The sequence below is a fragment of the Rhizobium mulingense genome, assembly GCF_029194105.1.
Taxonomy (GTDB): Bacteria; Pseudomonadota; Alphaproteobacteria; order Rhizobiales; family Rhizobiaceae; genus Rhizobium; species Rhizobium mulingense.
Map to the genome: position 1 here is coordinate 95,711 of NZ_JARFVE010000013.1, position 13,741 is coordinate 109,451.

A 13,741-nucleotide genomic window follows, 5' to 3' on the forward strand; every position below is an offset into this window, starting at 1 on the left:
CATCAAAGCAGGCGAAAGCGCGTCGCATGAATAATATTTGACGCGACGCGCTTTAAGCCCCGGAAGGGCCTGGATCTCAAAATCCCAAAATTCCAATCAGCGCAAGCGCTCCGCCCGTAGCCGGGTATCCCGCGGGCTCTCACCAAAGGTGCTGCGGTAGACAATGGAGAACCTGCCCGCATGGGCAAAACCCCATATCGCGCAGATTTCCCGGACGGATTGCTGGTTCGTCGGATCCCGCAACTGCTCGCGGGCGGCCTGCAGCCGGATCGTGCGGAGGTAACCGGCCGGCGAGGTCCCCCGGAAGGCTTTGAAGCCTGTCTGCAGCGCGCGCAGGGAAACACCGACATCATCGGCAACCATCGTCATGGTCAGAGGTTCCGCAATATTGGCATGCATGTAGTCGATGGCCCGTCGGACATGCCAAGGTGCAATCAATGCCACTTTCCTTTTTTCCAGATGGTCGGAAAGACGGTGCCGGCCGAATCGGATCACAAGATGAGCGAGAGTTTCGCTCATCGCCGCTGCGGCAAGGGGTGAAGACAGCAACGGACCGCCGTCCCGCATGCCCTGCACAACCGTCCGGGCCAGATTGCCGATGAGTTGCCCGGGCTGGGTCGAGAGATCCAGGACGGGCTCGAGGTCGAGGGATTCGGAGAGCGGCGTCTCAACCAGCGAAGCGAGCGCTCGCTTTACGACCTTCCAGTCCAGGAACAGGACATCCGAGCGATGCGGCCCACCCTGGATCACGCGATCACCGGCCTCATGGTTGTTGGCCATGAGAAGGTGGCCGGCCCCGCTTTCGACCGTTCTCTTGCCAACTGACAAGCGAAAGGAACCTGTATACGGCATGTAAAACGCAAGATGTTGCGGGCTTTCGTCAAGCGTTCGGATTGTCCAGGAACTCTGATATACGGAATGAAACATCGTGAATGCTTCAGTCCTTCTCAAATCCGCCGCCCAGGCAAAACAACGGTCGTTACTCAGCGGCTGCCCGCCAAAAACCCCATAGCCTGCCGAAAAGGCCTGAACCATCGATTCGAAGTTCGCGCCTTCATGCGTCGGCGCGAAACCGTAACTCTCATGCTCGGGAGCGCGGGCCGTATTCTCAGGTCTCAATGATCTCATGCAACTCGATTCTTTTTCCTTGCCACATGACACGTCATCTCGACTGGTATGACCAATCTCGATGAGGTAAGCAGGACCGGCGAAACCACGGATGACTTCCTTGCCCCGCAGAAGCAAAGCGTCCCCTTCACCTGCTTCACACTCACAGTGTAAATCAAAATGATCGGAAAATGAAGTACGTTCCTCTGGACCATGTCGCCCCCCATTTTCTGCAAGATACACAACCGCTGCGGGTGGCTTCTCGCAATGAACGGGACGTCTTGCGGTTGATCTGGAAATCACCCGGCATTGAGCGCTCCGACCTGACCGAGCCGCTCGACCTGACCCAGCAATCCCTGCACAGGATCGTCGGACGCCTTCACGAGCGAGGAATGCTCGTCTTTTCTCAGTCGGAGAACCGGCGGGCCGGACCGCCGAGTCCTGAGCTGACGCTCCGAAAGGATTGGTGTCTTACGCTCGGCATCTCCGTCAACGTCGGCTCCATCGGCCTTTGCCTCATGGGGTTCGGCGAGCCGTTGGAGAATATGGAAATTCCGCAGACCGGCTCCTCGCTATCCGTGGAGATGGACCGAATCGAAGCGGCGGTCGAAGACATTCTTGCCCGTCGCGGCGCCGGGCGACGCGACGTTCTCGGCGTCGGCCTGGCGGTCGCCGGCCACCGCATGCTGGAGACGGCATTCAACTGTCCGCTGCCGCTCGCCCATTGGTCGCTGATCGATCTGGCGCCCGTGCTTGGAGAGCGCCTTCGTCTGCCGGTCTGGGCTGACAATGTCGCCAGGACTGCTGCTTTGGCGGAAGCAATCTTCGGCGTCGGCCGCGACGTCGCAGATTTCGCCTATATCGCCCACCTTCATGGCTATGGCGGCGGCCTGGTTTGCGGAGGCATGCCATTTCGCGGCAGCTTCGGAAACGCCGGGGAATTCTCCGTTCTCTTCGGGCGTCAGGATTACGACGATCGACCCGCTCTCAACCAACTGCTCGAACATCTTCGCACCAAGGGGCGGCTGGGCCTGACCCTGAAGGACCTGAAGAACGAAAACCTAGTGGATTGGGACGGCGTCGAGGAATGGGTCGACCGTGTCACACCGGCCCACAATCGGGCCATCAATGCGATCTGCGCGATTTTCGATCCGGCCCTGATCGTGCTCGGCGGCGAGCTTCCGCATTCACTTGCAAGAATGCTGATCGAACGGACCGAATTCAATAATCTGCCTCGGCACGGCGCATTGCGCGACGTTCCGCGGCTTGCCGTGGCGCAGATCATCGATGCCCCCGGTGCGATCGGCGCGGCCTTGATCCCGCTCTTCGAAACCGTTTTGTGACTTTCCGGCCACTAGAGAGTGCTGGTTGCGGGCATAGGCTCACACGAGATCGAAGCGGCTCTGGCGATCAAGCCTGAACCGCTCCTGTTCAAATCGGGAGGTCTCCGCATCTCCACCCCGATTGGGCCTGCCCCGGGACTCGCTCACTTCATTCCGGTGCCGGCAATGCCCGTGGTGATGTATTTCTGCAGGAACAGGAAGACGACGGTGACGGGCAGCAGACTGAGGAAGGTCATGGCCAGGATATAGTGCCACTGGACCGAGAACTCGCCCTGGAAGGCGTTGAGGCCCACCTGCAGGGTGAAATTCTCGCGGCTGTTGAGGACGATCAGCGGCCAGAGGAAGTCGTTCCAGCGCCAGAGCACGGAGAAGATTGCGAGAACCGCGAGAGCCGGCGCCGTCAGCGGCAGGATGATGCGCCAGAAGATGGAGAATTCGCTCGCCGCATCGACGCGCGCCGCCTCGATCAACTCGTCCGGTATCGTCAGCATATATTGCCGCAGCAGGAAGACGGCGGTCGGCGAGGCGATCGTCGGCAAGATGACGCCCCAGAGATTGTCGGCAAGCCCAACCCCCACAATGACGAGATAGGCAGGGACCATGACCACGGCGAGCGGGATCATCAGCGTCGAGATGATGATGACGAAAACCGTCGTGTCGCCGCGAAATTTATATTTCGACAGCGCAAAGGCGGCCATGGCGTTGACGATCAGTGTCAGCAGCGTCGCAACGACTGTGACGAACACCGAATTCTTGAGGAAGGTCAGGAAGTTGAAACGCGTCAGCGGATCGGTGTAGTTTTCGGTCGCAACGGTCATGTGCTGCACCGGGGTGATCCCCTTCACGTCGACGCTGACCGGCTGTCCCGGATTTGCGGGATCGACCATCTGGGCCTTGAGGCCGATGCGCCGGACCATCGCCATTTCACGCTGTTGGCCGTCGATTGTGACCTGCCAGATGCTGAGCGGCTTGTCGAAGCCGGTCACGGTCTGCTCCACGGCGGTGCGCGGCAGCAGCGTCGGCGGAAAGCGGGTGATTTCGGCCGCCGGCTTCAGCGAGGAGAGGCCGGCCCAGAGCACGGGGACGAGCACGGCGAGCGTGCCGCCGATCAGCCAGACCCATGACAGAATATCTGTTATGTCGATGCGTCCGGCCCGGCGCGTGCGCGCCATGAAGCGGATCGGATTCAAAGATCTGTTCATCTCAGGACTCCATTCGCTTGCCGAGGCGCAGCTGTATGAGGGTAAGAACCAGAAGCACCAGCCCCATGAGAACCGAGGCGGCCGAGGCAAGGCCGAAAAGGCGAAGATCGCTGCTGAAGGCCATCTGGTAGATATATTGGACGATGAAGCTGTTGGCCGTGCCCGGACCGCCGCCATTCGTCAAAACCCAAGCTTCGTCGAAGATCTGAACGGACTTGATCATCAGAAGGATGAATACGACAAGCAGGTTCGGCGCAAGCAGCGGCAGCGTGATCCTGAACAGGGTGCGGCGCGGCGAAGCGGCGTCGATGGAGGCTGCCTCGTAGAGTTCCTTCGGGATCGCCTGCAGGCCGGCAAGCAGGATGAGCGTGTAAAAGCCCATGTGGAACCAGACCGAAACCACGACGACGAAGAAGCGCGACCAACCGACATCGAGCAGGAAGATTTCAGGGGGAACGCCGAGCATTTGGAAGAAGGCGTTCAGCAGGCCGTTGCGATCGAGGAACCATTTCCAGATCAGACCGATGACGACGGGCGACAGCAGAACGGGGTAGAAGAACATCGCCCGGAAGAAGCCGCGCGCAAAGATCGCCCGGTTGAGGATCAGCGCCGTGACCAACGCGACCAGCAAAGTGGCGGTGACGTTCAATGCGACGAACCAGAGCGTGTTCCACACCGCCGTCCAGAATAGCGATTCCTGGCAGGTTCCCGGCTGCAAGTAATTGCCGCAGGAAAGCAGGGCGCGGAAATTGTCGAAGCCGACGAAGGGCCGCTCCGAGACGAAGAGATTGGTGCCGCCGGTGAAGGCGTAACCGACCGCGATCGCGATCGGAAGGAATGTGAAGATGGCGAAGAGAACGAGGTTCGGCGCCAAAAACAGCCAGGGCATGCGCTTGCGGCCGAAGAGGCGCTCGAACGCATTCATCGGCGCCTCGACCACCTTCATCGCCGTGTCGCCCGCCTGGGAGAGCAATGCAGTAGCAGCCATGGTCAGCGCCTCCCCTGCCCTGAGCGGCGGGCAAAGGCTAAGCCGCTTTCGGGATCGAACAGATGGACGCGGGCCGGATCGGCATCGATCATGATCCGGTCGCCCTGCACGGGCGCGAAATGACCGGCTTCATGGATGATGATCTGCTCCTCCTGCCCGGCAAGATTGCCGTAGACATAGGTCTCGGTGCCGAGTCCTTCGTGATACTGGACGATAAACGGCAGGCCGTTTTCGCTGGAACGGGAGAAATGCGCGGGCCTTATGCCGGCGAGAACCTGCTGGCCCACCGAAATGCCGTTGGGCTCGACATCGCTGACGATCCGGCCGCCGTTGGCGACATCGATAGCGATGCCGCCTTCGGTGATGGCGGCGACCTTGCCCTTGATGATGTTCATGCGCGGCGAACCGAGGAAGCCGGCGACGAAGAGGTTGCGCGGATTGTCGAACAGCTCCAGCGGCGCCCCGACCTGCTCGACCCGTCCAGCGCGCAGCACGACGATCTTGTCGGCCATGGTCATGGCCTCGACCTGGTCGTGGGTGACATAGATCATCGTCGTCTTGATCTCACGATGGAGCTTGGTGATCTCGGCGCGGGTCTGGACGCGCAGCGCCGCATCGAGGTTGGAAAGCGGCTCATCGAAGAGGAAGATATCGGGTTCGCGCACGATCGCCCGACCGATCGCCACACGCTGGCGCTGGCCGCCCGAAAGTTGCTTCGGACGCCGGTCGAGATAGGGTTCGATCGCCAGCATCCTGGCGGCTTCGGCGATGCGCGCCTCGATCTCGGCGCGCTTGAACTTCAGATTCTCCAGCCCGAAAGCGAGGTTCTTGCGCACGCTCATATGCGGATAGAGCGCATAGGACTGGAAGACCATGGCGATCTTGCGCTCGGCCGGCGAGAGCGCGCTGACGTCACGCCCGCCGATCGCGATCTTGCCTGCCGTGACCTCTTCGAGGCCGGCGATGACGCGAAGCAGGGTCGACTTGCCGCAACCGGACGGGCCGACGAAGACGACGAACTCGCCGTCCTTGATATCGAGTTCGACGTCATGCAGGACTTTGACCGTGCCATACGCCTTGTTGACGGTGGAAAGTTTCAGTTCTGCCATGCCCCACTCCCATCAGGTGCCGCCGTTTCCATGACGACGTCGTTTTCGTTCCAGCCTTGCGGCAACGGTGTCGGCCTATTGATCCACACCTCGTTCATCGTGATGCCGGCGACGTCGGCCACATAGGCGGCCGGCATTCCGCCGGGATAGTCCTGCAGGCCGATCACGCGGCCGTCTGCACCGCGGGTCCAGGCATTGGCGCGTCCGCCGCCATCGGCCCCCGGCGCGAGATCGGCATTGGTCGGACGCAGGTCGTAGGTCCGCCCGGTGCCGAGCTGCCCGGGCTGCTGATCGATGGCGATCCGGGCGAGCGACACGTTGCGGATGCCCGCCGGCGCGGCCGCGATGATGCTGACCGCCCCTTCCATGCGGCCGGTCACGTCTTCGACGATGAGATTTTCGACGGCGCCCGCAGGCCGCTCGGCGATACGATCGACGACGTTGACGGTCAGCGCCTCGCCCGAGCCCCAGAAACCATCCGGCGTTTCCCGGCACTCTACGGCAATCCGGGAAAACCTGACATTTGATATCCGGCCGCCGTCGCGGGAGAAGATGCCGAGCGCCCTGTTGGAAGAGGAAATGCTGCAATCCTCGAACACGACGTTGCTGATATCTCCATGCGTTTCCGTGCCGATCTTCAGCGCGCAGCTGAGGCTCTGAACAGCGCAGCGGCGCACAAGAATGTTCTCGCATCGCCCGATGGCCATACCGTCAGGCCCGATGCTCGTCTTCAGGCATATGCCGTCGTCGGCCGTCGATATCCTGCAATCTTCGACGACGGCGCCGCGGCAGGCGTCGAGCACGATGCCATCGGTATTGGGAAGACGGCGGTCGTTTTCGATGGTGACGTTGCGGACCGAAAGATCGGTGCAGTCGACGAAGTGCAGCGTCCACATCGGCGAGCGGCTGATGGTGATGGAACTGATCTCTACCTCGTCACAGCCTTCGAAGACGACGACGCGCGGACGGAATTCGGCCGGAATGAAGGTACCGACGATCTCATCGTCCCCAATGATGAAGCTCTCGCAGCCGGCTTCGATGCGCCCTTCCCCAGTCAAACCGATCCGCCGCGCATCCTTGGCGACGATCATGCCGCGATTGGATTTTTCAGCGATCACCGAAACCGTCGTATGCGCATAGGCCGCATAGTCGGGAATGGGACGCAGGATGGCGCCAGCGGTCAGATGAAGCTCGACGCCGGAGCGCAGCCGGAGCCCCCGGCAGAGGTGGATGCCCGCCAGGATCTCCAGGCGCCCGCCGCCGGAAGCTGAAAGACTGTCGATCGCCGCCTGCAGGCGATCTGTGTTGTCGCCGTCGAATGGCTCGATCGCGACGCGGGAGGAGGCACTCATTGGCGTCGTCCGCTCCCGATCAGCACTTCAGTCAAGAGCAGCATGGTCAGCGCCTGGCCGTAGGGCGTCGGCAGGTTCGGGATGCGCCGGTAGAAATCGAGGTCATGGCCCATCGGCGTGCCGTCCGAAACGCCGTGGACGACGCCCTCCTCGTCGATCTGCGCCAGCACGGCTTTCAGCGCGCGCTCCGCATGGACCTTGTCGCTCTCGTCGAGAATGCCGGCGTCGATGGCGCGCAAAATGCCGTAGGCAATGCCCGCCGTGGCCGAGGTTTCCAGCGGCGAAGAGGGATCGTCGAGCAGCGTCGTGAACATGCCGTCCGGCCGCTGATATGCTTTCAGGGAGCGCACCTGGCTGACGAGGACGTTCGATAGGAACCGCCGGTCCTTCTCGCCGAGCGTCGGCACGAGATCGAAGAGTTCGGGAATGGCGACGGTGATCCAGGCATTGCCGCGGGCCCAGAAGGCATTGGCGAAATTGTGCCGGCCGTTGAAGGTCCAGCCGTGATACCAGAGCCCGCTCACCGGGTCGGAAAGATAGCGGGTGTGGATGACGAACTGGTAGACGGCCTCGTCGATCCAGTCGTTGCGCTTGCAGAGCACGCCGGCCCGCGCAAGGAACAGGCAGGCCATGAACAGCGTGTCGTCCCACAATTCGCCGTCGTTGAGGCGTTCCTTGACGACGTGCTGGAAGCCGCCTTCCTCGGTCTTCGGCAATTCCTTGACGAGCCATTCGGCCCAATCCTCGACGAGGGCGCGGAAATCCGGGCGGTCGACATGCTCGACGAGGATCGCGAGCGGCAGCATCGGCGCGGTGCTGTTGATCTGGCGCGGCGGCAGGCCGCGCTCGATCTGCGCGCTGTACCAGGCAAAGAGCTCCTGCAGCGCCTTCTGGTCATTGGCGGAAATCGCGCGCCTGAGGAATCCGTAAAGGCCGACGCCGACTTCCCAGTCCCATTCGTCGAACTGGATACCGGAGGCGGCACTATCGGTCACGAGACCTTCCTTGATGCCCCTAAGCCGGCTGAAAGCCGTCGCCACACGATCGATCGTCGTCAGGAGAGCGGCGTTGTCGACAGCTGCTATGTTCATGCTGAAATCCTATGTTTTCTAGGAGTAAACCGGCCCGTCAGCGGCGCCGCCGGAGGCCGCGCTGTCGTGGGTGAGGATTGGGTGCGGCTGGTCATGCGTGAACGGCCGGGGCTCGCCGGCGATCGAAAGACCGTCGGCATAAGAGAGGGAGATCGCCGGACTGCCCGGCGGCGTCAGGGAGAAACGCCGAAGCACGGGATCGAAAGACACCGCCGTCTGGCACAGGCGCTCGAGGAAGACTTTGAAGGCATCGCCATTGCCGCATCCAACGATGGCCGCCCAGCCGCAGAGCGGTCCGTAAGAACGCGCCTCGCGGCCGGCCGTCGGGCCGTCGGTAACCAGCTCCAGGCCGTTCGATGCCCAGAGGGCGGCAAATCCTCTGCCCGACCGGGCAATCAGCCACTTGTCTTCGACGATCAGATCATCCAGGCCGTCGCGGCCGATATAGGCATGCGTCCATGCATGCCGTGCGTCACCCGTGTCCTCGATCAGCAGGGCGACATCGCGATGCTGGGCGACGCGCGGCAGGATGCCGTTGCCGGCCCAGTAGGACGGCCTTTGATTGCCCCACGGGTCGTCTTCGCCTGGATGGTTGACCCACAGCCGCGCCATCGGATGGCCGGCGAGCCGGACATCCAGAACGTGCTGCTGATGCCCCTTCCGGCCGGTCTTGTGATCGACCACCGTGGAAAGCTGCGCGGCCTCGTTCTTGAAGAGCACAAGCTTTCCGCTCTCCAGCCCCTGGCTGTAACGCGCCTCGATGCTTCTTCCTCGCGACAGCGAAGCCAGCTCGGCGAGATCGGCCGGCGGCTCATAGCCGCCGGCGCAGAACATGGTCAGCGCCGCAACGCCGTTGTTCAGCCAGCCGGTGCCGAAGGCGACCTGGGCAAAGGGCGCAAGCTCGGTCAGCGGGCCGGCGCGAAGCTCCTTGTCGTAGGCGCGACCTTGTGAGCCGGCGGGAACGCCAGCGAGCGTATGGAGCGCGATCATGCGGAAGATGAGGTCGATCTGGCCGCGGGCTCGATCGGCGATTCCGCTCTCAGCCCAGCGCTCCAGCGCCAGGAGGCCGATGAAATCGATCGGGTAATAGGCGGCCGAATTCCACTCCGCCAGCCCATGGGCCTCAACGCTGTCGAACCAGCGCCCGAGCCGCTGAACGGCGAGTTCCGCCTGCTGCCGCCCGGTGCGGCCCGAGGCCGAGAACACCTCGTCGGGCAGGAGAAGTCCAGCAAGCAACTGACTCGTATGGAAGCAGAGCACATGGTTCTCGCTCCAGAACCACATCGCGTCATTGCCTGGCTCGTCGACCCAGTAGCGGTAGGAGAGGACGGAATGGCGGATGCGGTCGACCGTCGCCTCCGGCATCCGATCGCCATAGGCGCCGAGCAGCCACAGGAGCGGCACCATGATGAAATCGGAGCAATCCTCGCGCGCATCGATGGAGGCGAGCGTCGCATCGATGATGCGGTCGAAGCTTTCCTGGTCGAGATGGCCGGTTTCCATCATCGCGATGAGGCGCCCGGCGCGATTGGCGCCGAAGCGGGCGCTGTATTCCAGCGCCTGGCGCTTGCGCGCGGAAAGCGACGCCTCGGCCGGCAATGGCGAGATGCCGCTCATGAAGGCGGCATCGATGACACGCGTGACCGAGCCGGGCCCGGAGCCGATGGTCATGTGGATGCCGTGATAACCGTCGGCAATGCCGCAGACATCCCCAGCGATCAGCCGGTCCTGCTGAGCGTGAAGCATCAGTTTCGAATGGGCGAGAACCGGCCTCTCGTGGCCGTGGCCGACCACCTTGATCTCCACCGGCAGGTCGCATTCTGGTGCGGCATCGAAGATGATCTCCAGCGGCTGGTTGACGAAGGCGTCGCGGGCCGGGCGCACGCCGCGCACGAGGGCTTCCAGTTCGCGCACCCCCTCCTGATCAAGTGCGACCGGCAGCAGAACCGAGAGCGGCTCCTTGTCCAGCATTTCGAGCTCGACGAACCAGGTCGTGTCGCGCTCGGCGAGATCTTCGGTATGGACGAGAATCTCGTTATCGCCGGCGTCGAGCGGCAGCGCGATCTCTGTTGCGCTCTCGGTGTTGCGCTTGAACGGCTCGAAACGCACCGACTCCTGCCCATTGACCCATATACGAACGCCACCGCAGGTCTTGAGCGCCAGATTAAGCGTGCGCGGGGCGTCCGTCCTGAACGTGCCCTTCAGCCATCGGCTGACATGTGTCGGCACATGCCAGAAGCTGGTGAATTCGACACGGCGGTTCGAGCCGGGAAGATAGAGGCTTTCGGGCGGCCAGGAAGTGTCGGGGGCGAGCTCGCGACCGACCATGGTGGACCAAAAGGCCTTGCGGCACGGTAGGTCGCCGACATCGACGAAACCGTTGATGAAACGATAGTTCACGCGATCTTCGGCCGGGGCCGGCTCGCCGGGAAAATAGCGCTCGATGAGGGCGGAAACGGCCCATGCCGTGATCGTTTGCCCCTCGGCCACGCTATAGGCTGGCGCCATGTTGTCCGGCTGCATGATGCTTTCCGGTTTCACAGATCGCCTCCTCCGCAATCACATGAAAATATTTTCATTAGGTGAATTTGGCGCGTTATTTCTGAATATTGCTCAAAAACATCGCTATTCGCCTAGAAAATAGCTTGACGGCACGAATGTCAAGTATATGAAATTCACTTATCGATGGCTGACGCCGCGATTGATGAAAATGTTTTCATGGGAGGATGAAAATGAAAACCTATCTCTCAGGGGCTTTGGCACTGGCGCTGGCCACCGTTTCTTTCGCCTGGTCCAGCGTGGCCATGGCCGAATCCCAGACGATCACCTTTCTCTTCACCGACGACGACCAGGCTTATGTCGAGCGCATGGAAGCGCTGAGCAAGGAATTCGAGACCGCGCATCCCGACATCAAGGTGAACTTCGTCTCCTCGGGCTATGATGCCGTCGCCAAGCAACTGCCGGTGCAGCTTGCCATCGGCGAAGGTCCCGACATCGCCAAGATCACCGACTGGCAGCTCGCGCCCTACTACCTCGACATGCGCCCGCTGATGAAAGACCCGGATGGCTTCGCCAAGCTGCACGGCGACAGCCTGAACACGCTTCGTTTCCCCGGGGTCAACGATCCGAACTCGATCAACGGCTACGTCGCCTCGCAAACCTTCAATCTGCCTTTCGTCAACAAGACGCTCTTCGAACAGGCGAATGAGCCGCTTCCGAAGCCGACTGCCACGTTGAAGGAGATCGTCGAAGCCTCCGCGCGCGTTGCCAAGGCGACCGGCGCCCAGATCCCCTTCACGATGGACCGCTCCGGCCACCGCTTCTCCGGCGCGGCCTTCTCCTATGGCTCGAACTACGTCAAGGACGGCAAGTTCTCCTTCCCCGACGATGCCGCCAAGCGCTACATCACCGATCTCTACAACTGGACGAAGGACGGTTCTTTCCCGAAGGAAATGTGGGGTGCGGCCGGCGGAACCCAGTACAAGAACATGGGTGACGAGTTCGTCAACGGCAACGTCGTGACCTATCTCGCCGGCAACTGGATGGTCAATCCGTTCCAGAAGAAGATCGGCAACGCCTTCGACTGGACGGCGATCAGCGCGCCCTGCGGTGATGCCGGTTGCTATGCGATGCCGGGCGGCACCGCGATCGTCGGCTTCAAGCGTACCAAGCACCCTGAGGCTGTCGCCGCTTTTATCGAGTTCCTCGGCTCTGAAAAGATCCAGCGTGAAATCGCCGAAAACTACGTCATCCTAACCGGCGCCGACATCAAGGATCCGCAGTACAAGCTCGAGAGCCAGAATGCCAAGGACGCCATGGCCGTCTTCCTTTCGGCCCGCAACAGCGCGCCGAAGGCAGCCCGCGACCTCGAACGCCTCAAGGGCTCGTCCGCCATCTATCAGCTCATCGTCCAGCGGATGAGCCAGCTGATCGTAGGCGAACTTTCCCTAGAAGACACCTTCAAGGCGATGAGCGCCGACGTCGACAAGGTCAACGTGGCGCTCGCCGCCAACAAGTAACCGGCCGCGCCTGTCTCCCACAGGTTGCGCGCTGCATCAGCCACGGCCTCGCAACGGGCCGTGGCTGATCGTTTTTGGGCGCCTCTGACGATCAGCACCCGCCGCGTCAGATTCGCGCGGATAGAAAGGATGGTTCTTTGCCGTCGTGACACGGACTTCGCGAGCGGCTATAGGCGTGTCGGCCTGCGCGCCGCGCCGGCGTCAGGCTCAACTTACTGAAGCCGGCAAACCGGCGGCAGTCCACCCCAATGAGGTGCATTTTCCATGCCACTCGGCTCCGAGCATCCGCTGCGAAGGGAACTTCACAACGAGCTCCATGCGCGCCCGTCGCTTTATTTCGATGGCGATACCGATGTCTGGCACGTCGCCATCGTCGGCGAGAACGGCCCTCCTTCGCTGCCCGGTTCCCTGCCGGGATTGGAAGATGTGACCACGACCGGCGAGGGCAACCACGGCATCGGCCGCGTTGGCGACGGCCGGCTGAAATGGGAAGCCCATACCGAGTTTCTGACCCTCACCTTCGTCGTGCCGGCATCGGCCGAACCCGGCAGCAACCCACCGGAAGCCTTTCGAGCCTGCTGCAGCCAGATCGGCGGCAAGATCATCGCCGCCGTGCGAGTGCTGGTGCGTGACGAAAAGGACGGGCGTATCCTGGAAAAACCCAAGCTCGACTATGTCGCCTCGCGGGTCGGCGGCGGCGACGCCGAGGTGCATTCGAACTTTCGACTGACCGATAGCGGCTTCCTCGAGTTCCTGTTCTTCAACCGCAACCTCAACGCCTATCGCACCGGCCGCATGGTTCGGCGTTTCCTCGAAATCGAGACATATCGGATGATGGCGCTGCTGGCGTTGCCGATGGCACGCGAGACTGTGTCGAAGCTTTCCGCCTTCGACCAGCGCCTCGATCTCCTGATCGTGCATATGCAGAGCGCCGTCAAAGTCGACAAGGCGCTGCTGTCGGAGGTGACGAGGCTCTCCTCCGATGTGCTCAACTTCTCGGCACTTGCCCGCCACCGCTTCGGAGCAACGAAAGCCTATGCCGAGATCGTAGCGAGCAGACTGTCGGAGCTTCGAGAAGAGCGGGTCGAGCAACGGCAAAGGCTCGGCACCTTCATCGACCGGCGCTTCCAACCGGCTGTCCGCTCGGTCTATGCGGCGGAACGGCGCCTCGACGAACTGGCCGAACGCGTCAGCCTGGCCGGAGACCTGCTGAGAACCACCGTACAGGTTCAGCTCGAAGATCAGAACGCCTCACTACTGACTTCGATGGAAGAGCGGGCGCGCATCCAGGTGCATATCCAGCAGGCGGTCGAAGGCTTTTCGGTCATTGCCATCACCTATTACACCGTCGGCCTGGCGAAGATCTGTCTCGAGAGCGTCTCCGCCTTGGGTGTCGATCCGCACGTAACGAAGCTCGCCGTTCTCGGAGCCATCCCGCTCGTGCTCTTCGCCGTCTGGACCGCGGTTCGCCATGTCCGCAAAAGCATCACAGGCACGCCACACGCGCCGACATCCGGGAGCCACTGACGC

At 62.1% G+C, this 13,741-nt stretch carries 10 protein-coding genes; 3 read left to right on the plus strand and 7 right to left on the minus strand.

Annotated features, from left to right (window positions below; all coding sequences use genetic code 11):
- Positions 1-96: 96 nt before the first annotated feature.
- Positions 97-1,119, minus strand: coding sequence for an AraC family transcriptional regulator (locus tag PYR71_RS25135; RefSeq protein ID WP_463673600.1), 1,023 nt, complete (start codon positions 1,117-1,119; stop codon positions 97-99).
- A 179-nt stretch (positions 1,120-1,298) separates the two neighbouring features.
- Between PYR71_RS25135 and PYR71_RS25140 the strand changes: the two genes are divergently transcribed.
- A complete protein-coding gene (locus PYR71_RS25140; RefSeq protein WP_275621302.1) occupies positions 1,299-2,450 on the plus strand; it encodes an ROK family transcriptional regulator in 1,152 nt (383 codons plus the stop codon).
- Positions 2,451-2,593: 143 nt separating this feature from the next.
- Here the strand turns inward: PYR71_RS25140 and PYR71_RS25145 are convergent, their stop codons facing one another.
- The 6 genes from PYR71_RS25145 to PYR71_RS25170 are packed head-to-tail and all read right to left on the minus strand — an operon-like array spanning position 2,594 to position 10,733.
- Positions 2,594-3,640, minus strand: a complete 1,047-nt coding sequence (locus PYR71_RS25145; RefSeq protein ID WP_416340317.1) for a carbohydrate ABC transporter permease — start codon at positions 3,638-3,640, stop codon at positions 2,594-2,596.
- A 13-nt stretch (positions 3,641-3,653) separates the two neighbouring features.
- Complete coding sequence (locus PYR71_RS25150; protein ID WP_275621304.1) at positions 3,654-4,640, minus strand: carbohydrate ABC transporter permease; 987 nt, start codon at positions 4,638-4,640, stop codon at positions 3,654-3,656.
- A 2-nt stretch (positions 4,641-4,642) separates the two neighbouring features.
- Entirely contained in the window at positions 4,643-5,749 is a 1,107-nt protein-coding gene (locus tag PYR71_RS25155; RefSeq protein ID WP_275621305.1) for an ABC transporter ATP-binding protein, read from the minus strand.
- On the minus strand, positions 5,737-7,101 hold the full coding sequence (gene pglB, locus PYR71_RS25160; protein WP_275621306.1) for a polygalacturonase PglB: 1,365 nt from the start codon (positions 7,099-7,101) through the stop codon (positions 5,737-5,739). The genes PYR71_RS25155 and pglB overlap by 13 nt, the downstream gene beginning before the upstream one ends.
- On the minus strand, positions 7,098-8,192 hold the full coding sequence (bglB, locus tag PYR71_RS25165) for a beta-galactosidase BglB (RefSeq protein WP_275621307.1): 1,095 nt from the start codon (positions 8,190-8,192) through the stop codon (positions 7,098-7,100). Before bglB ends, pglB begins: the two co-directional genes overlap by 4 nt.
- A gap of 18 nt (positions 8,193-8,210) precedes the next feature.
- Positions 8,211-10,733 (minus strand): hypothetical protein, encoded by a 2,523-nt coding sequence (locus tag PYR71_RS25170; RefSeq protein WP_275621308.1) that lies wholly within the window; start codon positions 10,731-10,733, stop codon positions 8,211-8,213.
- 191 nt (positions 10,734-10,924) lie between these two features.
- On the opposite strand from PYR71_RS25170, the gene PYR71_RS25175 reads away from it, so the two are divergent.
- A complete protein-coding gene (locus PYR71_RS25175) occupies positions 10,925-12,211 on the plus strand; it encodes an ABC transporter substrate-binding protein (protein ID WP_275621309.1) in 1,287 nt (428 codons plus the stop codon).
- 264 nt (positions 12,212-12,475) lie between these two features.
- On the plus strand, positions 12,476-13,738 hold the full coding sequence (locus tag PYR71_RS25180; protein WP_275621310.1) for a DUF3422 domain-containing protein: 1,263 nt from the start codon (positions 12,476-12,478) through the stop codon (positions 13,736-13,738).
- Positions 13,739-13,741 lie beyond the last annotated feature (3 nt).

Coding starts and splice junctions, on each gene's coding strand:
- PYR71_RS25140 (WP_275621302.1), top strand. CDS start 1,299: ATGAAGTACGTTCCTCTGGACCATGTCGCCCCCCATTTTCTGCAAGAT.
- PYR71_RS25150 (WP_275621304.1), bottom strand. CDS start 4,640: ATGGCTGCTACTGCATTGCTCTCCCAGGCGGGCGACACGGCGATGAAG.
- PYR71_RS25155 (WP_275621305.1), bottom strand. CDS start 5,749: ATGGCAGAACTGAAACTTTCCACCGTCAACAAGGCGTATGGCACGGTC.
- pglB (WP_275621306.1), bottom strand. CDS start 7,101: ATGAGTGCCTCCTCCCGCGTCGCGATCGAGCCATTCGACGGCGACAAC.
- bglB (WP_275621307.1), bottom strand. CDS start 8,192: ATGAACATAGCAGCTGTCGACAACGCCGCTCTCCTGACGACGATCGAT.
- PYR71_RS25175 (WP_275621309.1), top strand. CDS start 10,925: ATGAAAACCTATCTCTCAGGGGCTTTGGCACTGGCGCTGGCCACCGTT.
- PYR71_RS25180 (WP_275621310.1), top strand. CDS start 12,476: ATGCCACTCGGCTCCGAGCATCCGCTGCGAAGGGAACTTCACAACGAG.